The sequence below is a fragment of the Mycobacterium sp. Root265 genome (genome assembly GCF_001428895.1).
Classification (GTDB): domain Bacteria; phylum Actinomycetota; class Actinomycetes; order Mycobacteriales; family Mycobacteriaceae; genus Mycobacterium.
In genome coordinates this window covers 38,147-58,527 of record NZ_LMJA01000011.1, presented here as the reverse complement: position 1 = coordinate 58,527, position 20,381 = coordinate 38,147, and the positions used below count along the sequence as shown (strand labels likewise).

The following is a 20,381-nucleotide window of genomic DNA, read 5'->3' as shown; positions in this document are numbered from 1 at the left end:
CTGCCCATGACAGCAGTGGTGATCACCGGAGCGGCATCGGGTATCGGACGGGCGAGCGCGCAGGCGTTGGTGGCCGACGGGAGACGGGTCGTGTTGTGGGATATGGCCCCTGAGGTCATCGAGGTCGCAGCCGAGTTGGGGATGCCCGGTGCCGTCGTCGACGTCACGGACAGCGCGGCGACCGCGGCCGCCATCGGGGCGCTCGACGGGGTCGACGGGCTGGTGCATGCCGCAGGCCGGGTGATCCCGGAACCGGTGGGCGCCTACACCGAGGAATCCTGGGATGCGGTGCTCGATGTGAATCTGCGCGCACAGGCGATGCTGGTGCAGCAGCTGCTGCCTCAGCTGGAGGTCAGCGCTCGCTCCGGAGGCGGGCCGGCGGTCGTCGGCATCTCGAGTATCGAAGGGCTGACGGCCAATCCGTTCATCCCGGCCTACTGCGCGTCCAAGGCCGGGCTGCTCGGACTGACCCGGTCGATGGCGGCTCAGCTCGGCCCGTCCGGGATCCGGATCAACGCGGTGTGCCCCGGCTTCATCCGCACGCCGATGCTGCAGATCGCGCTGGACGTCGAGGAGGTCCGCGACAGTTTCGTGCAGGCCGCACCGCTGGGCCGGATCGGCGATCCCGAGGAGGTGGCCGCGGCGGTGGCGTTCCTGATGTCACCGAAGGCGTCGTTCATCACCGGTACCTACCTGGTGGTCGACGGGGGAGTGACCAGTCGTCACGCCTGAGGCAGGTCCAGGATGCGTCGGGTCACCTTGAGGATCTGGGCCCGCAGGGTGTCATCGTCGACATCGGTGACCAGCGGGTGCATCACCGCCGCGCTGAGTGCCCCGGACATGACCGCGGCATTGACCCGGGCCTCGACTCCGACACCGCCGCCGAGCAGCACCTGATACAGCCGCTCGATGAACTGCGCGAAGGGCTGGTGCTCGGCCAGCAGGCGCACCACGACCGGGTCGAACTGCAGCACGCCGGTGAGCTGGCGGCGGGTGACAGCCATGTCGACGACCCGGGTGAGCAGCACATCGCGCGCGGTCACCTGGTCGGCCTCTTCTTCCGCGGCGTCCAGGGCGTCCTGCAGTGCGGCCAGCTCGGTCTCGGCGACGGCGATGACGACCTCGTCCTTGCTCTTGAACTGGTGGTAGACAGCGGCTTTCGTGACACCGATGGCATCGGCGATCATCTGCAGCGAGGTGCCGCTGACACCGTGCGCGCCGAACAGGTCCAGGGCGGCAGTGATCACGCGGGTCTGTGCGGCGCTGTAGGTGGTCGGCGCCAGCCTGCCCTCGGTGCTCACGCGGCCAGCGTAGCCGGTCGGCTAGGCCGGCCGCCCTACCTCGGGTCCATCCGGAAGATCGGCATCCTCCCGAGTAACGCCTCGAATTCGTCGGGACCGCCCTCGGTGACCAGCCCGCCCTGGCGCAGGAAGCCGACCCAGCCTGGAATCAGGCTCGGTAGCTGTCGAAGCAGCGGTCGGGCGTCGTCGTCAGCGAGTTCGACCGCCGTGACCCGCTCGATCCGCCGCCCGCGGCCCAGCGTGATGGACGGGTTGGCCCGCGCGTTCGCGATCCAGGCCGCTCCCGGTGCTGCGGCGACGTACTGCCTGCCGTCGACGAACATCGGTGTCACCGGTGTCGCCCGCGGCTGCCCCGATGTGCGTCCGGTGGCCGTGAGGATCACCGGACCCTTTGCGCCGAAACGGATTCCGATCCGCGACAGCGCAACGATCACTGCGTTGCCGGGCTTGATGTACCAGGGCAGTTTCACATTCACTCCAAATTGAGGTCGACACTCAAGTTACCGACGTCAGCCTACCGTTATATTGAGGACCGGCGTCAACTTAATTCCGGAGGTGCGATGGCCCAGCAACGCGCGATGCGCGCCGATGCCCGGCGCAATCTGGAGAAACTGCTGGACGCGGCGCGGGCCGTGTTCCGTGAGCGCGGACTCGGCGCACCGCTGGAAGCCGTCGCCGCCCACGCCGGGGTCAGCATCGGCACGCTGTACAACCGCTTCTCCACCCGCGAGGAACTCATCGATGCGGCCCTGCCGGCGCTGCTCACCCAGACGCTGGGGGAACTGTCCGAGCGGTCGCTGGCCGCCTCCTCGCCGTGGGATCGCCTCGCCGCCTACGTGTTCGGGTTGTCCGAGTTGCAGGCCGGCGACCACGCCTTCAGCGATGCGATGTGCAGCTCGCGGTACGCGTCACCCGCCATCGAAAAGGTGTGCCGGGCCGGCCTCCAACTCGGCGCACGGTTGATCGCCGACGCCCAGTCCGACGGCACCCTGCGCGCGGACGTCACCGTCGATGACCTGTACACCGCGCTGTGGCTCAACGCCTGCCTGGCCGATCACGGCGGGCCGGAGGCGACGGTGGTGGCCCGTCGTCAAATATCACTGCTGCTCGACGGGTTGCGGTCCACGGCCGCGAGCCCGCTCCCCGGCGGCGCCGCCGAGGCCGCCACGGTCGCAGCACGTCTCATGCGGGCGTAGCGAAATGACGCGGATCACACGGACGCCCGCGTTTAGTTAGCCAATAGAAGCGGTATTTGTCTGCAGTTCAGTTTGCAACGGGGCAGACCGCTCCGTAGGTGCTCAGAAAGAGGATCTCGTGATGAATGTGAAGAAGATGATCGCTGGAGCCGCCATCGCCGGTGGCCTCGTCGCCGGCCCGCTTGCGTTGGCTGGCACGGCGTTCGCCGACCCCGCTCCGGTTCCGCTGCCGCCGGCCGGCCCCAGCGCGGGTACCGCACCGGCGTGGGCGCCGCCCAAGCCGGCCGACCCGGCATGGGCGCAGGGCAACCCGCAGGTCTGGGATGCCGGCTGGAACCACTGGGGCGTCTGGATCAACAACGTCTTCGTCCCCACTTACTGACCGTCGTCGCAATCGCGCGCCCCGCTCGGCCTCACGCCGAGCGGGGCGCGCTTTCGCGTTTCGGGGGCCAGGGCACGAACCGCGAGACCCGGTCCACCACATCCCGATAGGCGGGACGGCGTTGCAGGCTGCGTTCTTCCATCATCGGGATGCTCGCCCCGAGGAACATCGCCAGGATGGCGAGCGCGCCGATGATCAACCACCACCAGTCCGCCGGCGCCGCCGCGATACCGAAGAGCGCCAGCGCCGCCCAGAAGCTGAACTCACCGAAATAGTTGGGATGCCGCGACCAACCCCACACCCCGCGATCCATGGCGTCACCGCTGCGGCGCTCGGCGACGAAACGGTGCATCTGCACATCGGCGACGAGTTCCAGCGTCACCGCGGCCAGGCCCACGACGAAGGCGATCCAGGCAAGCCACCCCAGTCCGGGACCGGGGTGGGTCACCGCCACGTACACCGGCACCATGGCCAGGAAAACCTGCAGTGTGGGGATCAGATGGATGGCGACCAGATCGGCGAGGATCTCGAAGCGGCCGGCGCGCTGCTTGAACATCGGGTAGCGCCAGTCCTCGTGATGCAGACCCGGGAACGCGTACACCCAGTTCGCGGTCAGCCGGATCGCCCACAGCACCACGACGATGGTGATGAGCCAGGTGCGCAGCGGGTCGACATCGGCGCTGCGATACACCCAATAGAACAACAGCAGCGGCGGGATGACGCTCCAATAGGCGTCATAGAAGCTGGAATTGCGGTACACCCGGCTGAAGACGAAGATCGCCACGGTTGCCAGCAGATCGGCGATCAGGGTGTCGAGCCAGAGTCGATCGGTGCTCGGGCCCAGCCACAACCACGCCACCGCCACCGCGATGGCGACGACGTAGGCCGCGGTCACCACGCCCAGCGAGCGCGACTTGCTGATGGTCGTCATGGACTGAGCCTAAAGGGGTGCCAGATCCAGTCTCCCACTCAGTCGCTGGCAGGCAGCGGCTTCGCTTCCTTGATCGCCAGTGGGGTGCTGCCGATACTGAGCGTGCCCGCGCCGGCCTTGGTCACCAGGATCTCCGCGCCGCTGTCATCGACGTAGCGCTTGCCCATCAGATTGCCGTCGGACAGTGCGGGATCCAGCGACAGGCCCTCGGCGGCGGTCTCGCCGACGGGGATCAGCGGTGCGCCGCCGGCGCGCAGGTCCTCGAGCCCCTCGGAGGCGCGCACCACGATGACCTGGGTGTCGCAGACCTGGCTCTGCAGACGGGTGCCGTTCTTGATCATGCGGGCTCCTTTGCGTTCAATTCGCTGACGAGTTCGCGGCGCAGCACCTTGCCGGTCGCGTTGGTGGGCAACTCGTCGCGGAAGACGACCCGGTCCGGGGTGCGGGATCCGCGCAGCTGCGCGCGGACGAACTCCCGGAGTTCCTCGGGTTGCGGTTCGGCACCGGCCGCGGGGACCACGACCGCGACGATGATCTGGCCCCACTCGGGATCCTCGGGGCCGACCACCGCGCAATCCCGCACATGCGGGTGCTCGACGAGTACATCTTCGATCTCGGCGGGCGCGATGTTCTCGCCGCCGCGGATGATGGTGTCATCGGAGCGTCCACCGATATAGAGGTAGCCGTCCGCGTCGAGGGTCGCGACATCCTTGGTGGGGAACCAGCCCTGCTCGTCGAGCACCGAGCCGATACCGGTGTAGCGGCCGGAGACCTGCTCACCGCGCACGAACAGTTCCCCGGTTTCGCCTGCGCCCAGGACGGTTCCGTCCTCGCCGCGGATCTGCACCTCGATGCTGGGCACCGGCTGGCCGACGGAGCCGAGCCGCTTGGCGATCGCGTCATCATCGGAGCTCAGTGCGACCCGGTGATCGTCGGGGGTCAGCACCGCGATCGTCGAGCTGGTCTCGGTGAGGCCGTAGGCGTTGACGAAGCCGACCGCAGGCAGCAGTTCAAGAGCCTTGCGTACCAGCGGAAGTGCCACCTTGGATCCGCCGTAGGCCAGCGTGCGCAGCGTCGGCAGCGCCGTGCTCTGGGATTCCAGCACGGTGACGATGCGGTCCAGCATGGTCGGCACCACGGTGGCCGAGGTGACCCCTTCGGATGCGACGAGGCGCACCCACTCCCGGGCATCGAACTGCGTGAGATACACCATCTTCCGGCCGGCATACAGGTTCGACAGCGCCGCCGAAACGCCTGCGATGTGATAGGGCGGCACGCAGATCAAGGCGGCGTCACCGGGTTCGGCGGAGGCGAACTCGACCGTGCCGGTGATATAGCTGGTGAGGTTGTTATGGGTGAGCTCAACGGCTTTCGGCGCCGAGGTGGTGCCGGAGGTGAACAGCACCACGCCCACCGAGTCGGGATCGGGAAACTCGGCCGCGGGCTCGGCGGTGCGGGCGGCGGCCAGGAACTCCGCCGACCCGATCACCCGGAACCCGTCGCCGACGGCGGCGCGGTACTCGTCGTCCACCACGACCAGCGGATCCGGTAGCCGCGAGATCAGCGCGCGCAGGCCGTCGTGGGACAGCCGGTAGTTCAGCGGTGTCACCGGCACTCCGGCACGCGCCGAGGCGAACAAGAGCAGCGGCAGCAGGGCGCCGCCGGCGCCGACATAGGCGACATGCTGGGCCCCCGAGGCGGCCACCACGCCGGCGCCGCCGTCGGCGAGCTCGCTCAGTTCGCCGGTGGTCAACCGCAGGTCACCCGATACGACCGCCGTGCGGTCCGGATCGGTCGAGGACGCCATCTCCAGCAGCAGCGAGATACTCATGATTTGTCCACGAAGATATCCCAGATGGGATCGTCGCCACCGCCATAACGGGACAGGTCGGTGATTCCGGCGTGGGTCAGGACGTCGGCGTCGATGTAGGTCTGGCCGTTGGCATCCTTGGGCGGACCGAGCAGGATCTGGGTCGCGGCGTCGGCCATGATCTCCGGGCTGCGCGATGCCGAGGCCAGGTTGTCGCCGTCGGCCAGGTTCGTCACCGCCGATGTCGCGATGTAGGTCTGCGGCCACAGGCAGCTGAACCCGATATTGGAGCCTTCCCGATGTAGGGCGGCCTCCTGCGCCCAGCCCAGCGACAGCAGCGTCATCCCGTATTTGGACACCGTGTAGACGGGGTGCGCGCCCAGCCAGTAGGGGTTCAGGTTCAGCGGTGGCGCCAAGGTGATGACGTGGGCTGCTGCGGACTGCAGCAGGTGGGGCAGCGCGGCCTTGGTGAGCAGGAAGGTGCCGCGCACGTTGATGTCCATCATCAGATCGAACTTCTTCGCCGCGAGCGCCTCGGTGGGCTCGGTGGCGATCGCGCTGGCGTTGTTGATGACGATGTCGACGCCGCCGAAGGTCTGCACCGCGGTGTCGATGGCCCGCTGGACGTCTTCTTCCTTGCGGACATCGCCGACCACGGCCACCGCTTTGGCGCCGACGGCCTCGACATCGGCGACCGCAGTGTGCACGGTTCCCGGCAACTTCGGGTGGGGCTCGGCGGTCTTGGCCAACAACACCACATTGGCGCCCTGCTTGGCGGCGCCTAGGGCGATGGCCAGCCCGATACCGCGGCTGCCACCGGAGACCACCAGGGTGCGATCGGCAAGCGGACGTTGCTCGCTGGACATACTGACTCCTCGGACGGAAGGGGTCTTGCTTCCCCTGATGGTATTGGCATTCTCATTTTCGGCAAGTGTCATAATCGCTCATGTCCAGGCACGACGTGCCGCCGGGGTGTCGTCGAGGAACCCGTGACGGGCGCGTCGGCGTGTGCTGCAGGCCGTCACAGTGCATGTTTTCAGCCAGCGGTATTGGCATTCTCATTTTGAGCAAGTACGTTATCCAGTGATGAGCGACCAATCCTCCTCCCCGGTAGCGACACCCTCTGGGATCCCGCTGGCTCCCGTGTACGGTCCCGCGGACCGCGCGGGAGATCCGCCCGCGCCCGGCGACTACCCGTTCACGCGCGGAAACTTCGCCTCGGGATACCGCGGCAAGACCTGGACCTTCCGGCAGTACTCCGGGTTCGGCACCGCCGAAGAGTCCAACGAGCGCTACCGGTACCTCCTGGGTCAGGGCGGCACCGGCCTGTCGGTGGCGCTGGATCTGCCCACCCAGTGTGGGTATGACAGCGACGACCCGGAGTACGGCGAGGAGGTGGGCCGCGTCGGTGTCGCCGTGGACACCCTGGCCGACGCCGAGATCCTGTTCGACAGCATCCCGCTGGACAAGATCAGCACCAGCTTCACCATCAACGGCACCGCCGCGATCCTGCTGGCGTTCTACGTCGCCGCCGCCGAGAAGAAGGGTGTGCCGCGCGAGAAGCTCACCGGCACCATCCAGAACGACATCCTCAAGGAGTACGCCTCGCGCGGCACCTGGATCTGGCCGCCCGAGCCGTCGCTGCGGCTGATCGCCGACACGATCGAATTCTGCGCCGCCGAGGTACCGCGCTTCAACGCCATCTCGGTGGCCGGTGCGCATTTCCGCGACGCCGGCGCCAACGCCGTCCAGGAGATGGCCTTCACCCTGGCCGACGGTGTCACCTACTGCGACACGGTGATCGAGCGTGGCCGCATGACCATCGACAAGTTCGCTCCGCAGATCTCCTTCTTCTTCTACACCCACGGCGACTTCTTCGAGGAGATCGCCAAGTACCGGGCAGGCCGCAGGCGGTGGGCCACCATCGTGCGCGAGCGCTACGGCGCCACCACCGACAAGGCCGCGATGTTCCGGTTCGGCTGTGTCGCGGGCGGCGCGTCGCTGTATGCCCCGCAGGCGCAGAACAACCTGGTTCGCGTGGCCTACGAATCGTTGGCGGCGGTTCTGGGCGGGGTGCAGTCGATGTTCACCGCGGCCTGGGATGAGCCGTTCGCGCTGCCCAGCGAGGAGTCGGCGACGCTGGCGCTGCGCACCCAGCAGATCCTGGCGTATGAGACCGGCGTGACGAAAGTCGCCGACCCGCTCGGTGGTTCGTACTTCGTCGAGGCGCTCACCGATGCCACGGAGGCCAAGATCATCGAGATCATGCACGATCTCGAACAGCACGGTGGCATGGTGCGCTGCATCGAGGACGGCTACCTGCAGGGCCTGATCGCCGACGAAGCGTTCAAGATCCACCACGAGATCGAGTCCGGCGAGCGGCCGGTCGTCGGCGTGAACAAGTTCGTCGTCGACGAGCCCGCACCCGACCTGGCCACCTACGAGCTCGACGCCGAGGGCCGTGACAAGCAGCTTGCGCGGTTGGCCAAGGTCAAGGCCGAACGTGACGATGTCGCCGTGAAAGAAGCTCTTGCCACGCTGGCCCGAGCAGCCGAGGGAGACGACAATCTGATGCACAAGCTGATCGACTGCGCCAACGCGTATTGCACGGTGGGCGAGATGGTCTCGGCGCTCAAGGCAGTGTGGGGCGAGTTCCAGCAGCCGGTGGTCTTCTGATGAGCGCTTGCGCGAAGAAGAGAGGGCACAGCTGATGGCGACACGCGTATTGGTCGCCAAGCCTGGTCTGGACGGTCACGACAAGGGCGCCAAGATTGTCGCGCGCACGCTGCGTGATGCCGGCTTCGAGGTCGTCTACACCGGTATCCGTCAGCGTGTCGAGGACATCGTCTCCATCGCGCTGCAGGAAGACGTTGCTCTGGTGGGCCTTTCGATCCTCTCCGGCGCGCATGTGGGGTTGACCACCCGTGTTGTGGACGCGCTGCGGGCCGCTGATGCCGGCGATATCGCCGTGGTGGTCGGTGGCACCATTCCCGAAGCCGATGTGCAGAAGCTGCTGGATGCCGGTGCGGCCGCGGTGTTCCCCACCGGGACGTCGCTGGAGAAACTGGTGACCGATGTGCGCGCGCTCACCGAGAAGGTTTCCAAGTCATGAGACTCGGCGTGATGATCGGGGCCGAGCGCGGCGATATGGCCCGCAAGGTCAGCAAGCTGATCTCCGATATCGAATGGGCCGACTCGGCCGGCCTGGCCACCGCCTGGATGCCGCAGGTGCCCGACGATTTTGATCTGCTGACCATGGTGGCGCTGATGGCGTCACACAGCACCCGCATCGAACTCGGAACCGCCGTGGTGCCGCTGCAGGCGCAGCACCCCATTGCCCTTGCTCGTCAGGCGCTTTCGGTGCATGCCGTGTCGAACGGGCGGCTGGCTCTCGGGGTCGGGCCGTCGCATCACTGGATCATCCGGGACATGCTGGGCCTGCCCTATGACAAGCCCGCCGCCTACACCCGCGACTACCTGCAGGTGTTCAATGCCGCCATCGCCGGGCCCGGCCCGGTGGATGTCGAGAACGACACCTTCACCGTGCACAATCCGACCGCGCTCGGCGCCGCGACCCCGCTTCCGGTACTGGTGGCGGCTCTCGGCCCGGTCATGCTGCAGATCGCCGGCGAGCACGCCGACGGGACCTCGCTGTGGATGGCCGATGAGAAGGCCATCGGCGAGCACATCGCCCCCAAGATCAACAAGGCCGCCGCCGGGGCGGGCAAACCCGCGCCGCGCATCGTGGCGGGCATCCCGGTCACGCTGTGCGCGAATTCCGAGATCGACGAGGCGAAGGACCGGGCCAACCGCATCCTGGCCGAGGCCGAAACCTCGCCCAACTATCAGCGACTGCTCGACCGTGGGGATGCCCGCACCGTCGGCGATCTCTGCGCCGCCGGTGACGAAGAATCGATCCTCAAGCGGTTCAAGGCCTTCGCCGACGCCGGTGTCACCGACCTGTCGGTGCGCCTGCTGCCGATCGGTGATAACCGTGACGAGTTGATCGCGTCCAAGTATCGGACGCGTGAGGTGATCGCCGAACTCGCCAAGCAGGTGCAGTGATGAGCGCTTGCGCGAAGAGCAGACGGTTGTGACGGGCCCGCTCGCCGGCATCCGCATCATCGAGATCGGCGTGATGCTGGCAGGCCCGTACGCCACCATGCTGCTCGCCGACCTCGGCGCCGAGGTCATCAAGGTGGAGCCGCCCGGCGGTGAGATCTCCCGGCAGGTCAGCGACAGCTATTTCGCCAGCCTCAACCGCAACAAGCGCAGCATATGCCTGGACCTGGCATCCGAGGACGGCCGCGCCAGACTCGGTGAGCTGGTGGCCGATTCGCACGCGCTGCTGGTCAACATGAAGCCCTCGGCGATCAAGAAGCTGGGCCTGACGTATGAGAACCTGCGCCGGTACAACGAGAAGATCGTGTGCGTCGCACTCACCGGATTCGGCCTGCACGGCGGGGACGACCCGGCCTTCGACTACGTCATCCAGGCCGCGACCGGCGTGGCCGCGATGACCGGTGACCCGGACGGGCCGCCCACGCTGCCGGGCTACTCGGCCGCCGACAATTCGACGGGTCTGACCGCCGCGCTGGGCCTGCTCGCGAAGATCGTGTCCGGCGACGGCGGACAGGTGGACGTGTGCCTGCGCGACGTCATGCTCTCGCAACTGAACTACCGCGCCGCGGCCTACCTGAACGACGGCGCCGAGCCGAAGCGCTACCCGTTCGGGGCGCACTCCTATTACGTTCCCGCACAGCTCTTTCCGACCGCTGACGGCCACCTCGCGCTGTTCATCACCCATGACGGGTTCTGGCGTTCCTTTGCGGGGGAGGCGGGAATCGCCGGCTTCGAGACCATGGTGGAGCGGGCCGCGGCCCGCGAGGACGTGCTGGCGCTCGTGTCGGCGGCGCTGGCCTCCGACACTGCGGTGAACTGGGAGATCAGACTCAAGCCGCTCGGCATCCCGGCGGCGGCGGTGCGCTCACTGCCGCAGGCGTTGGAGGACACCCCGGAGATGGTGGTCACCGCGGGTGATTTCCGGCTGGTGGCCAGCCCGATCCGGGTGGAGGGTTTCGAACCGGAGTACCGGCCGGCACCGATGTTCGACGTTGTGCCTCAGTCGTCGTAATCGACCGTCAGCGGGCCCGAGTTCGGGATCGCCTGGCACGTCAGGACATAGCCCTCTTCGACCTCGTCGTCGTCGAGCGCGTCGTTGACCTTCATGGTCGCGCTGCCCTCGGTGAGTTTGGCGATGCAGGTGCCACAGTTACCCGCCTCGCAGGCGAACGGGGGAGTCAGACCGGCGCGTCGTGCCGTTTCCAGCAGCGTGTCGCCTGCGACCGGCAGCGTCGTGGTGCGGGCACCGTCGAGCAGGATCGTCACTTCGTCGGCGGGCACTGGTTCGGCCGTCATCAAGCTCTCCTGGGCGTCGGATTCTGACAAATGGAGAATATCATTCTCCGTTACGGATAAGGTAGTCGGTTGATGGCTGCAGAGAACCAACCGGTCCTGGCATTCGGGGACCGTCAGTACACCATGGCCGAGCTGGACGCGCTGTCCGACGGGATGGCCGCCACGCTCGCCGCCCGCGGCGTGAGCGCCGGTGACCGGGTCGCGCTGATGTCGTCCAACCGTCCCGAGTTCGTCGTTGCACTGCGGGCGATCTGGCGCCTGGGTGCATCGGTGGTGCTGCTCAGTTCGGCCTGGAAACCGGCCGAGGTTGCGCATGCGCTGGAGCTGACCTCGCCGGTGCTGGGCGTCGGGGATGCCGCGGTGCTGGCCGACCTGATCCCTATGCTGCATCTGGACGAGCCGATTTCACCCGCCGACGGCGGATGGGCACCGGTGCTGCCCGAGGCCGACGCGTTGTTCGTGTTCAGCTCCGGGACGACCGGGATGCCCAAGGCCGTGCGGCACACACATGCGGGCTTCGCTGCGGCGGTGCGGCACTGGCGGACCGCGCTCGGTCTCACGGCCGACGATCGTATGCAGATCATGACGCCGCCCTCGCACATCCTCGGGCTGCTCAACATCGCCACCGTGCTCGACGCCGGCGCCTGGATGCGCCTGCATCCACGCTTCGACATCAACCGGATGCTGTCCCATATCCAGGATGACCGCATCACCATCGAAATGGCCGTCGCGCCCATCGCTCTGGCCATCGCCGCGCATCCGGACCTGGAGAACTACGACCTGTCCTCGCTGCGCTACATCATGTGGTGCGCGACTCCGGTCACCAAGAGCGTCGCCGATACCGTCACCGAACGGGTCGGTGTGCCATGGATTTCGGCCTACGGCGCCAGCGAACTACCGGTGATCGCCTGCTGCCCGATCGGAGACGCACGGTTGGACACGGTGGGCAAACCGGTGCCCGGTGTGGCGGTGCGGATCGCCGGCAGCGGTGAGATCCAGGTTCGTTCGGAGTCGGCGATGGTCGGCTACCTGCCCGGCGACGCGACCGCGGCCGCGTTCGACGACGGCTGGTACCGCACCGGGGACATCGGCGAACTGGACAGCGATGGCTGGCTGCGGATCACCGACCGGCTCAAGGAGATGATCAAGGTCCGCGGTTTCCAGGTGGCGCCCGCGGAGGTGGAGGCGGTGCTGCACGGGCACCCGGCGGTCGAGGACTGCGCGGTGTTCGGCATCCCCGACGGCGTGAATGGTGAGGCGGTCATCGCGGCCGTCGCGGCCGGAACGCCGGTCGCCGAGCGGGAACTGATCGCGCTGGTGGGGGAGCGGCTGTCGTCCTACAAACGCCCGAGCCGGGTGGTCTTCGTCGACGCGATCCCGCGGTTGCCGTCGGGAAAGGTGCTGCGGCGGGTACTGCGCGACCAGTACTCCTGATCGAAGATCAGACGGTGAGTTCCTCGGAGCGCTGCACGGTGCCGGTGATCCCGGTGGCGTCCTGCCCGGCGAGCAGCACCGCGGCCCGGCCCATCGCCTCGGGTGGTTCGACGAACTCGGGCGGGATCTCGACTCCGCCGCCACCGGCCTGCCACCCCTCGGTGAGCACCACCCGGGACGGGCTGAGGCAGTTCACCGCGATATTGTCCGGGCGCAGATCGTCGGCCAAACCCAGGTAGAGCCGCTCGGCGGCAGCCTTGGACACCCAGTAGGCGTTCGCGCCGGCCATCCCGACGCCGGTGGTGGTGATGGCCGTCAGCGATCCGCCGCCACGGGCCCGCACGTGCGGGATCACCGCCTTGGTCACCAGGAAGACGCCGGTCAGGTTGACGTCCAGGCACAGCTGCCAGCGTTTGAGCGGTGTCGATTCCACCGGTCCCAGCCACAGCACGCCCGCATTGGCGACCAGGATGTCGATCCCGCCGAACTCCGAAACCGTCTCGGCGACAGCGCTGTCGACCGACTCCTCGCTGGTGACATCGCATGGGACGGCCAACGCACGACCGCCCTGTGCGCGGATCGAATCCGCCACCGAGCCGATGGTGCCGGGCATCTTGCCGCGCTGTTCGGAACGGGCCGCGACCGCCACCGATGCACCCGCCGCGGCGAGCGCGTGGGCGATGGTGGCCCCGATCCCGCGGCTGGCTCCGGCGACGAATGCCGTCTTACCGGCGAGCGAGCTCACTTGGGCGGGAACCGCAGACCCCCGTCGAGACGGATGATCTCACCGTTGAGGTAGTCGTTCTCGATGATGCTCTGGGCGAGTTGGGCGTACTCGGTCGAGCGGCCCATCCGCTTGGGGAACGGGATCTGCGGGCCCCAGTACTGCTCCAGTTGGTCGGCGGCCTTGCCATAGGCCGGGGTGTTGATGGTGCCGGGGGCGATGGTGTTGACCCGAATGCCCAACGGGGACAGGTCGCGTGCGGCCACCAGCGTCATGCCCAGCACGCCGCCCTTGGCCGCGGCGTAGGCCAGCTGGCCGATCTGTCCCTCGTAGCCGGCGATGGATGCGGTGTTGACGATGACGCCGCGGCCGCCTTCTTCCAGCGGTTCGGTGCGCGCGATGGCCGCTGCGGCCAGCCGCATCACGTTGAACACCGCGGTCAGATAGAACTTGACCGTCGTCTCGAACCCCTCCAGGCCGTGCGGCGAACCGTCCTTGCCGATCAGCCGGCCACCGGCCGCCGGGCCGCCGTGGGTGTCCACCGAGATACGCAGCGGGGCAAGGGCTTCCGCCTCGGCGACGGCGGCGTTGACGGATTCCTCGGAGGTCGCGTCGGTGCGGACGTACTTCACGCCGAGCTCCTCGGCGAGCTTGGGGCCCTTCTCGTCGGCCAGATCTGCGACCACCACTTTGGCGCCCGCAGCGTGCAATCGGCGGACCGTCGCTTCTCCAAGGCCTCCTGCGCCACCTACGACGAGCGCGGAGCTACCGGCGATGTCCATCTACTTCTCCTTCTTGCAACTGGCACTCTCAGACTGAGAGAATAACATTCTCATTCCAGCGTGAAAGGGGCAGTTCCGATGCCTGAGGCCGTCATCGTCTCCGCAGTGCGCACACCGATCGGCACCGCCAAGAAGGGCACACTGCGCGATACCGACGCCTACGTGCTCGCCGACCATGTGGTCGCAGCGGTGGCCGGCGGACTCGACGGTGCCCCGGTGGATGACGTCATCCTCGGCGAGGGCCTCTATGGCGGCGGCGTGGTCGCCCGGCACGCGGCCGTCACCGCCGGCCTGACCTCGGTACCCGGACTGGCGCTCAACCGGCACTGCGCCGCCGGACAGGCGGCGGTGCAGACTGCCGCCGCGAGCATCCGGTCCGGGATGGATCAGCTGATCATCGCCGGTGGGGTGAACTCGGCCTCCACCTCGCCGCGGTTCATCCGCCAGGTGGGCGAGGAGTTCCAGCCATGGTTCCCGCCGACCCATCCCGACCGGCCCGACGCACCGAATATGGACATGTCGATCACCGTCGGCTGGAACGCCGCGGTCAAGGCCGGGGTGACCCGCGAGGAGATGGACGCCTGGGCGCTGGGCTCACATCAGAAGGCCATCACGGCCATCGACGAGGGACGCTTCAAGGACGAGATCCTGCCCATCGACACCCCGCACGGGGTATTCGACACCGACGAACATCCCCGCCGCGACACCACCTTGGAGAAGCTGGCCGGACTCAAGGTGCTGCACCCGGAGATCGACGGCTTCTCGATCACCGCGGGCAATGCCTGCGGCGCCAACGACGCCTCGGCGGCCCTTGCCATCGCCAGCGACCGGCTCGGACTGCCCGCGCTCGGCACCATCCGCGCCTGGGCATCGGTCGGGGTGGATCCGGCATTCACCGGGCTCGCCCCGGTGGAGGCCATCACCAAAGCGCTGACCCGGGCCCGGATCTCGCTCTCCGATGTCGACCTGTTCGAGATCAACGAGGCATTCGCGGCGATGTGCGTGGCCACCATCAAGCTGCTCGACATCGACCCGGACAAGGTCAACGTCAGCGGCAGCGGGTGTTCGCTGGGGCATCCGGTCGCGGCCACCGGCGCCCGGATGATCGTCACCCTGGTTCATGAACTGCGCAGGCGCGGAGGTGGTATCGGCGTGGCCGCGATGTGCGCGGGCGGCGGCATGGGTTCGGCCACGGTCATCGAGGTCGCGCCATAAAGTCGCAGTCGATGGACATCCAGGAACTGCTCGACGCCGCCCGTGCCGGATCGCAGCGTGCCGCAGGCCGGCTGCTGAGCCTGGTCGAAAGCGAGCGTCGCGACGAGGTGCTGGCGATGCTGCCCGCATCGCCGGTGCGCACCGTCGGGATCACCGGTCCGCCGGGCGCGGGAAAGTCCACCACCGTCGCGGTGCTCGTATCGGCGTACCGGGCCAGGGGGTTACGGGTCGCGGTGCTGGCCGTCGACCCGTCCTCGCCGTACAGCGGGGGAGCGCTGCTCGGTGACCGGATCCGGATGGCCGCCCACATCAACGACCCCGACGTCATGATCCGTTCGGTGGCCACCCGCGGACACCTCGGCGGGTTGGCCGCCGCGGTGCCCGCGGCGATCCGGCTGCTGGCGGCACTGCACTACGACATCGTCGTGCTGGAGACGGTGGGAGTGGGTCAGTCAGAGATCGAGATCGCCGCCGTGGCCGACCCGACGGTGGCCATCCTCAACCCGGGGGCCGGAGATGCGATCCAGGCCGCCAAGGCGGGTCTGCTGGAGATCGCCGACATCATCGTCGTCAACAAGGCCGACCGCGACGGTGCCGATCAGACCGCCAGGGACCTGCACATCGAGACCGGGTTGCCGATCCTCAAGATCATCGCGTCGCAGAACACCGGTATCGAGGAACTGATCGTCGCCATCGACGCCCACCATCGCACCGATACTGCCGAGCGACGGGCGATTCGTGCCCGGCTGCAGATTCTGTCGCTGGCACAGAGTGCGCTGCAGTCTGATTCCGGTCTCGATGAACTGGCCGGGCGGGTGGCCACCCGCGACCTCGATGTCTATGCGGCGACCGCTCGGCTACTCGATGGTGCGCAGGTCAAACCTCAATGAGAATGTGGTTTCCACTTTCGAGAAATGTTACTGTACGAATTCGTCAATACATTCTTCTACAGGTAGCCGAGGAGCCTGATGCAGAAGGCGCTTGCCCCCGAGATCTCCACCTGGCCCGATGAGAATCCGCAACTCATCGGCAGCCAGTGTGGCGCGTGTTCCGCGACGACGTTCCCGCGTCAAGAGCGCTGTCCCAAGTGCAGCAAGGCCGAGATGGCCGATCTGCTGCTGCCCCGCCGCGGCACCGTCGTGGCCTGGACGACGCAGGGCTTCCCGCCCGGAGCGCCGTATGCCGGGCCGACCGGCAAGGACTTCGTGCCGTTCGGTGTCGGACTGGTTCAACTCGGCGACCTGATCCGTGTCGAGGGCCGGCTCACCGAAAACGATCCCGCCAAGCTGGAATTCGGCATGGAGGTCGAACTGACCATGGAGCCGTTCGCCACCGATGCCGACGGTGACGAGCTCGTCACCTTCTGGTTCAAGCCGGTTTAAGGAGTCCCAGACATGAGCAACGATGTAGCGATCATCGGCGTCGGTATCCACCCGTTCGGCCGGTTCGACAAGACCGCGATGGAAATGGGTGCCGAGGCGATCACCAGCGCGCTGGCCGACGCGAAGCTGGAATGGAAGGACATCCAGTTCGGGTTCGGCGGCAGCTACGAGGTGTCCAACCCCGATGCCGTCACCCGCCTGGTCGGCCTCACCGGCATCACCTTCACCAACGTCTTCAACGCCTGCGCCACCTCGGCCAGTGCCATCCAACAGACCGCGGACACCATCCGATTGGGCAAGTACGACATCGGTATCGCGATCGGCCTGGACAAGCATCCGCGCGGTGCCTTCACCGACGATCCGGCCAAACTCGCGCTGCCGCAGTGGTACGCCAACAACGGCCAGTTCGTGACCACCAAGTTCTTCGGCATCAAGGCCAATCACTACATCCACAAGCACGGCATCTCCGAAGAGACGCTGGCCCGGGTGGCCAACAAGAACTTCCGCAACGGCGTGCTCAACCCGAATGCCTTCCGGCGCAAGGAGATCTCCGTGGAGGAGATCATGGCCTCGCCGGTGCTGAACTACCCGCTGCGGCAATACATGTTCTGCGCACCCGACGAAGGCGCGGCGGCGGTCATCATGTGCCGCGCCGATATCGCCCACAAGTACACCGACAAGCCGGTCTACGTGCGGGCCAGTGAGATTCGCACCCGCACCTTCGGCGCCTATGAGGTGCACGCCACCTCCGCGCCGCTGGACGAGGATCCCTCGCCGACGGTGTTCGCCGCCAAGGCCGCCTACGAGGCCGCCGGAATCGGGCCCGAGGACGTCGACATCGCCCAGTTGCAGGACACCGACGCCGGCGCCGAGGTCATCCACATGGCCGAGACCGGGCTGTGTGCCGACGGTGAGCAGGAGAAGCTGCTGATCGACGGCGCCACCGAGATCAACGGTTCCATCCCGGTCAACACCGACGGCGGTCTGATCGCCAACGGCGAGCCGATCGGTGCCTCGGGCCTGCGTCAGATGCACGAGTTGGTCCGGCAGTTGCGCGGCGAAGCGGGGGAGCGTCAGGTCCCCGGCAATCCGCGCGTCGGCCTGGCCCAGGTGTACGGCGCCCCCGGCACCGCGTCGGCGACCATCCTTTCGCTGTAGTGCGCCCGGCGCGGTAACGGCGTTCTCATAGGAATAGAGTGCGATTCATGGCAGACGAGACTCCCGAATACCGCTTCGTGACATACGAAACCCTCGACGAGGGCACCATCGCCCGGATCATGCTGAACCGGCCGGAGGCGCGTAATGCGCAGAACCGCGGCATGCTCGTCGAGCTGCATGAGGCGTTCCTGCGTGCCGAGGCCGACGACACCGTGCGTGTCGTCATCCTCGGCGGCAACGGTCCGATGTTCTCCGCGGGCCACGATGTCGGCTCCAAGGTGCAGCGCGCCGAATACACCCCGGGCCCGGACCAGCACCCCAGCTTCACCGTCAACGGCGGGACGCGGCAGGGCGCGGAGAGTCTGATGCTGCAGGAGTGGCATCACTACTTCGAGAACACCCGGCGTTGGCGCAATCTGCGCAAGATCACCATCGCCTCGGTGCACGGTGACGTCTACGCGGCGGCGCTGATGCTGATGTGGTCCTGCGACCTGATCGTCGCCGCCGACAACACCCGGTTCACCGACGTCGTCGGCACCCGGCTGGGCATGTGCGGTGTCGAATACTTCGCGCACCCTTGGGAGTTCGGTGCCCGCAAGACCAAGGAGCTGATGCTCACCGGTGACACCCTCTCGGTCGAGGAGGGGCACGCGCTGGGCATGGTGTCCAAGATCTTCCCGGCCGACGAACTGGCCGACAAGACGGTCGAATTCGCCCGCCGTATCGCCAAGGTGCCGACCATGGCGGCACTGCTGGTCAAGGAATCGGTGAACCAGACCCAGGACAACCAGGGTTTCTACAACTCGCTGAACGCCTGCTTCACCCTGCACGAACTCAACCACAGCCACTGGGCGCAGGTGCACGAGCACAAGTTCCCGGTCGGACTGGCCGAGGACGGCCTGGAGGACTGGAAGACCGCGGGCCCGCCGAAGGCCGCGGTCAAAGACCAGCCCTAGTCGCCTTTGCGATTTCGGCGTGATTGGTTGCGCTGGCCGCAACCAATCACGCCGAAATCACTCGGGGGTGGGGGCGGACTGGCCGGTCGCGGCGGCGTAACCGCTGCGATAGCCGTAGGTCATGGCCGGGCCCAGCGTGCCGCCCGCGCCGCCGTAGGCCTTGCCGGTTACCCCGGCCATCGCGTTGCCCGCGGCGAACAGCCCGGGGATGACCTTCCCGCTGACATGCAGCACCCGCCCGTCGCGGTCGGTGCGCGGGCCGCCCTTGGTACCCATCGCGCCGACGGCCACCGGCACCGCGTAGAACGGGGCGGTGTCCAGCGGACCCAACGTCTGTAGTGCCGGGGTCGGCGCCGAGGGGTCACCCCAGTACCCGTCGTATGCGCTTGCGCCACGGCCGAAGTCGGGATCGGTCTCGTCGGCGACGTTGACGTTCCAGGCGTCGACGGTCCGGGTGAGGCCTTCGGGGTCGATGCCGAGTTTGGCGCCCAGGTCATCCAGGGTGGCGGATTCGTGGAACCAGTCCGGTGCAGGCCCGTCGGGATCGACACCGAGGAACCCGTAGCGCTTGAGGTGCTGCGCGTCGAACACGATCCAGGCCGGATCGTTGAGGTAACCGGCCCTGGGGTCCAGGTGATGGAACGGTCCGGCCATCGAGTTGTACTCGCCGGCCTCGTTGAGGAAGCGTTTGCCTGCCCGGTTGACGATGATGCTGCGGGGACGGGTCCGTTCCAGCCGGACGCTGCGGCTGCGAGGACGGCCGCCCAGGGTGTCCCCGGGGATCTGCACGATGGGCACCCACCAGGCCTCGCCCATGTTCGCCAGATCGGCGCCGTGCGCCATGGCCATCCGCAGGCCGTCGCCGGTGTTGTTGGGCGGGGAGACCGCACCGCGCATCGGGCCGCGCAGGTAGGCCTCGACAAGCTGGGGATCCCACTCGAATCCGCCGGTGCCCAGGATCACCCCGCGCCGGGCGCGGACCTGGATGTCCTTGCCGTCGTGGTTGATCCGCACGCCGGTGATGCCCTCGGCCGAGCCGATCAGTTCGACGGCGCGCGCCTCGGTGACCGGGGCGACGCCGAGGTCCAGCAGGCCTTTGAGCAGTCCCGCGACCAGTGCGGTGCCGGCGACGCACGGTTCGGCCAGCGAATCGTCCACCGTCGCGTGGATGCGCGCCTTGGTCTCGGCGTCGATACCGACATTGCTGAAGTCCAGCGGGAAGGCCGTGATGCGGTCGTGCCATGCGCCCAGGGTGGCCAGATCGAACGGTTTGGCGTTGAGCGACCGGCCGCCGCCGGGACGCCCGCCGGGCAGTTCGGGTTTGTAGTCGGGGAAGCCCTCGGCGATCTCGAACCGCAAATCGCTGTGCTGCTCCAGATAGTCCAGCATGGCCGGGCCGGTCCGCACGAACGTCTCGACCAGTTCCCGGTCCATGGCGCCCAGGGACTGCGCCTCAAGGTATTTCAGCGCATCGTCGACCGACAGTTCGGCGCCGGCAAGCCGGTCGTGGGCGGGTATCCAGGTGATGCCGCCGGATACTGCGGTGGTGCCACCCACGGTGGCGGCCTTCTCGTACACCGCGACACTGGCGCCGTTGGTGGCGGCGGTGAGCGCCGCGGCCAGTCCGGCGCCGCCGGTGCCGAGGACGACGACGTCGACCTCGGTATGCCAGTGATTCTCTGAATCGGACAC

The 20,381-nt window shown here is 67.6% G+C and carries 23 protein-coding genes; 13 read left to right on the top strand and 10 right to left on the bottom strand.

Annotation, left to right across the window (positions count from 1 at the left end):
- The first annotated feature begins 6 nt into the window (after window positions 1–6).
- The gene (locus tag ASE48_RS12000; protein WP_057167317.1) at window positions 7–732 is read left to right on the top strand and encodes an SDR family NAD(P)-dependent oxidoreductase; all 726 of its coding nucleotides are present in this window, start codon (window positions 7–9) and stop codon (window positions 730–732) included.
- Here ASE48_RS12000 and ASE48_RS11995 read toward each other — a convergent pair.
- Entirely contained in the window at window positions 723–1,301 is a 579-nt protein-coding gene (locus tag ASE48_RS11995) for a TetR/AcrR family transcriptional regulator (RefSeq protein ID WP_057167316.1), read from the bottom strand. The two genes, ASE48_RS12000 and ASE48_RS11995, sit on opposite strands and share 10 nt — an antisense overlap.
- 35 nt (window positions 1,302–1,336) lie before the next feature.
- Window positions 1,337–1,777, bottom strand: coding sequence for a nitroreductase family deazaflavin-dependent oxidoreductase (locus ASE48_RS11990; RefSeq protein ID WP_057167315.1), 441 nt, complete (start codon window positions 1,775–1,777; stop codon window positions 1,337–1,339).
- An 84-nt stretch (window positions 1,778–1,861) separates the two neighbouring features.
- Here ASE48_RS11990 and ASE48_RS11985 point away from each other — a divergent pair, with 84 nt between their 5' ends.
- Both ASE48_RS11985 and ASE48_RS11980 read left to right on the top strand, forming a co-directional pair.
- Complete coding sequence (locus ASE48_RS11985) at window positions 1,862–2,497, top strand: TetR/AcrR family transcriptional regulator (protein WP_057167314.1); 636 nt, start codon at window positions 1,862–1,864, stop codon at window positions 2,495–2,497.
- Between the two features lie 121 nt (window positions 2,498–2,618).
- A complete protein-coding gene (locus tag ASE48_RS11980) occupies window positions 2,619–2,879 on the top strand; it encodes a hypothetical protein (RefSeq protein WP_057167313.1) in 261 nt (86 codons plus the stop codon).
- A gap of 31 nt (window positions 2,880–2,910) precedes the next feature.
- Here ASE48_RS11980 and ASE48_RS11975 read toward each other — a convergent pair whose 3' ends face one another.
- The 4 genes from ASE48_RS11975 to ASE48_RS11960 are packed head-to-tail and all read right to left on the bottom strand — an operon-like array spanning window position 2,911 to window position 6,486.
- Complete coding sequence (locus tag ASE48_RS11975; protein WP_200962135.1) at window positions 2,911–3,810, bottom strand: DUF1295 domain-containing protein; 900 nt, start codon at window positions 3,808–3,810, stop codon at window positions 2,911–2,913.
- 38 nt (window positions 3,811–3,848) lie between these two features.
- Window positions 3,849–4,151 carry a hypothetical protein gene (locus ASE48_RS11970; protein ID WP_057167312.1) on the bottom strand — a complete coding sequence of 101 codons (303 nt, stop codon included), beginning with the start codon at window positions 4,149–4,151 and terminating at the stop codon, window positions 3,849–3,851.
- Window positions 4,148–5,641: a class I adenylate-forming enzyme family protein gene (locus tag ASE48_RS11965; RefSeq protein ID WP_057167311.1), complete on the bottom strand. Its 1,494-nt coding sequence runs from the start codon at window positions 5,639–5,641 to the stop codon at window positions 4,148–4,150. The genes ASE48_RS11970 and ASE48_RS11965 overlap by 4 nt, the downstream gene beginning before the upstream one ends.
- Window positions 5,638–6,486 (bottom strand): SDR family oxidoreductase, encoded by an 849-nt coding sequence (locus ASE48_RS11960; RefSeq protein ID WP_057167310.1) that lies wholly within the window; start codon window positions 6,484–6,486, stop codon window positions 5,638–5,640. Before ASE48_RS11960 ends, ASE48_RS11965 begins: the two co-directional genes overlap by 4 nt.
- 220 nt (window positions 6,487–6,706) lie before the next feature.
- On the opposite strand from ASE48_RS11960, the gene ASE48_RS11955 reads away from it, so the two are divergent.
- From ASE48_RS11955 to ASE48_RS11940, 4 genes are read left to right on the top strand one after another with little or no spacing between them, the layout of a single operon-like run.
- Complete coding sequence (locus ASE48_RS11955) at window positions 6,707–8,296, top strand: methylmalonyl-CoA mutase family protein (RefSeq protein WP_057167309.1); 1,590 nt, start codon at window positions 6,707–6,709, stop codon at window positions 8,294–8,296.
- A gap of 34 nt (window positions 8,297–8,330) precedes the next feature.
- Window positions 8,331–8,732: a cobalamin B12-binding domain-containing protein gene (locus tag ASE48_RS11950; protein ID WP_057167308.1), complete on the top strand. Its 402-nt coding sequence runs from the start codon at window positions 8,331–8,333 to the stop codon at window positions 8,730–8,732.
- Window positions 8,729–9,685, top strand: coding sequence for an LLM class F420-dependent oxidoreductase (locus ASE48_RS11945; protein WP_057167307.1), 957 nt, complete (start codon window positions 8,729–8,731; stop codon window positions 9,683–9,685). The genes ASE48_RS11950 and ASE48_RS11945 overlap by 4 nt, the downstream gene beginning before the upstream one ends.
- A 28-nt stretch (window positions 9,686–9,713) precedes the next feature.
- On the top strand, window positions 9,714–10,754 hold the full coding sequence (locus tag ASE48_RS11940) for a CaiB/BaiF CoA transferase family protein (protein WP_200962134.1): 1,041 nt from the start codon (window positions 9,714–9,716) through the stop codon (window positions 10,752–10,754).
- Here ASE48_RS11940 and ASE48_RS11935 read toward each other — a convergent pair.
- A complete protein-coding gene (locus tag ASE48_RS11935; protein ID WP_057167306.1) occupies window positions 10,742–11,038 on the bottom strand; it encodes a 2Fe-2S iron-sulfur cluster-binding protein in 297 nt (98 codons plus the stop codon). The two genes, ASE48_RS11940 and ASE48_RS11935, sit on opposite strands and share 13 nt — an antisense overlap.
- 72 nt (window positions 11,039–11,110) lie before the next feature.
- Between ASE48_RS11935 and ASE48_RS11930 the strand changes: the two genes are divergently transcribed.
- On the top strand, window positions 11,111–12,472 hold the full coding sequence (locus ASE48_RS11930) for a class I adenylate-forming enzyme family protein (RefSeq protein ID WP_057167305.1): 1,362 nt from the start codon (window positions 11,111–11,113) through the stop codon (window positions 12,470–12,472).
- A 7-nt stretch (window positions 12,473–12,479) separates the two neighbouring features.
- Here the strand turns inward: ASE48_RS11930 and ASE48_RS11925 are convergent, their stop codons facing one another.
- Window positions 12,480–13,217, bottom strand: a complete 738-nt coding sequence (locus ASE48_RS11925; RefSeq protein WP_057167304.1) for an SDR family NAD(P)-dependent oxidoreductase — start codon at window positions 13,215–13,217, stop codon at window positions 12,480–12,482.
- Window positions 13,214–13,978, bottom strand: coding sequence for an SDR family oxidoreductase (locus tag ASE48_RS11920; RefSeq protein WP_057167303.1), 765 nt, complete (start codon window positions 13,976–13,978; stop codon window positions 13,214–13,216). The genes ASE48_RS11925 and ASE48_RS11920 overlap by 4 nt, the downstream gene beginning before the upstream one ends.
- A 78-nt stretch (window positions 13,979–14,056) precedes the next feature.
- Between ASE48_RS11920 and ASE48_RS11915 the strand changes: the two genes are divergently transcribed.
- The 5 genes from ASE48_RS11915 (at window position 14,057) to ASE48_RS11895 (ending at window position 18,689) form a co-directional block, all read left to right on the top strand.
- Window positions 14,057–15,193, top strand: coding sequence for a thiolase family protein (locus tag ASE48_RS11915; protein ID WP_057167302.1), 1,137 nt, complete (start codon window positions 14,057–14,059; stop codon window positions 15,191–15,193).
- An 11-nt stretch (window positions 15,194–15,204) separates the two neighbouring features.
- Window positions 15,205–16,083 carry an ArgK/MeaB family GTPase gene (locus ASE48_RS11910; protein ID WP_057167301.1) on the top strand — a complete coding sequence of 293 codons (879 nt, stop codon included), beginning with the start codon at window positions 15,205–15,207 and terminating at the stop codon, window positions 16,081–16,083.
- 78 nt (window positions 16,084–16,161) lie between these two features.
- Entirely contained in the window at window positions 16,162–16,575 is a 414-nt protein-coding gene (locus tag ASE48_RS11905) for a Zn-ribbon domain-containing OB-fold protein (protein WP_057167300.1), read from the top strand.
- Window positions 16,576–16,587: 12 nt separating this feature from the next.
- Window positions 16,588–17,733, top strand: a complete 1,146-nt coding sequence (locus ASE48_RS11900; RefSeq protein ID WP_057167299.1) for a thiolase family protein — start codon at window positions 16,588–16,590, stop codon at window positions 17,731–17,733.
- A 47-nt stretch (window positions 17,734–17,780) separates the two neighbouring features.
- Window positions 17,781–18,689, top strand: a complete 909-nt coding sequence (locus tag ASE48_RS11895; RefSeq protein ID WP_057167298.1) for an enoyl-CoA hydratase — start codon at window positions 17,781–17,783, stop codon at window positions 18,687–18,689.
- A 57-nt stretch (window positions 18,690–18,746) separates the two neighbouring features.
- Here ASE48_RS11895 and ASE48_RS11890 read toward each other — a convergent pair whose 3' ends face one another.
- Window positions 18,747–20,381 carry an FAD-dependent oxidoreductase gene (locus ASE48_RS11890; protein ID WP_442928718.1) on the bottom strand — a complete coding sequence of 545 codons (1,635 nt, stop codon included), beginning with the start codon at window positions 20,379–20,381 and terminating at the stop codon, window positions 18,747–18,749.